General features: G+C 46.9%; 1 protein-coding gene. It reads right to left on the reverse strand.

What is annotated here, in order from left to right:
* Positions 1-84: 84 nt before the first annotated feature.
* Positions 85-597: a helix-turn-helix domain-containing protein gene (locus ICN11_RS10625; protein WP_216230353.1), complete on the reverse strand. Its 513-nt coding sequence runs from the start codon at positions 595-597 to the stop codon at positions 85-87.
* Between the last annotated feature and the right edge of the window lie 53 nt (positions 598-650).

Consider the following 650-nt stretch of genomic DNA (forward strand, 5'->3'; position numbering starts at 1 on the left):
CTCGCCAGTAGTAATACACGCTTTTAGCCATCTTGGCGATCAGCAGTAAGTCTAATAAACGGTAATGCGGCCTTAGCTCAGTAATTACTTGGGCTTGTTCTCTTTTACAGCTTTGCTCTGAGCTAAGGCTTCTAACTTTTTTAGGTAGGCAGCCTCCGCTTCGGCATACTCCAGACGTCTTCGTAACTCTGCAGGCGTGAGCTCAGAGATCGGCTTTTTGAGTAAGGCTTTGATATTAAATTGGGACATAGGAGATCGTCCTCTCGGTCGATTAGCAAGGGCTGTAATACCGCCTTCATTGTAGAGTTTTTGCCATTGCAAAATCGAGCTCATACTCCCAATCCCAAAGTGGGCAGCTGCCGGCCTAGCGGATATCTGGTGCCTGGACATGTACTGCAGCACCTGCAATTTGAACTCTGGGGAATGGCGTTGATAGTTGGGATTAAGACCGCTATGGCCATGTACCTGATACGCTAGGACCCAATCACGCACTTGTGAATGACTAATCTCAAATAAGTGACCTACCCGCTTAAGACCGCCAAACTCTAGAAACTCTTTAACTACCTTTAGCTTGAACTGCTTGCTGTACTTGCTCATAAAACAAAACCCCCTTGGTTGGACAAAGCGTCCAACTTTTGGGGGTCAGTTCA

Origin of the sequence: Polynucleobacter sp. 78F-HAINBA (genome assembly GCF_018882325.1) — a bacterium.
Lineage (GTDB): Bacteria > Pseudomonadota > Gammaproteobacteria > Burkholderiales > Burkholderiaceae > Polynucleobacter.

Coding starts and splice junctions, on each gene's coding strand:
- ICN11_RS10625 (WP_216230353.1), bottom strand. CDS start 597: ATGAGCAAGTACAGCAAGCAGTTCAAGCTAAAGGTAGTTAAAGAGTTT.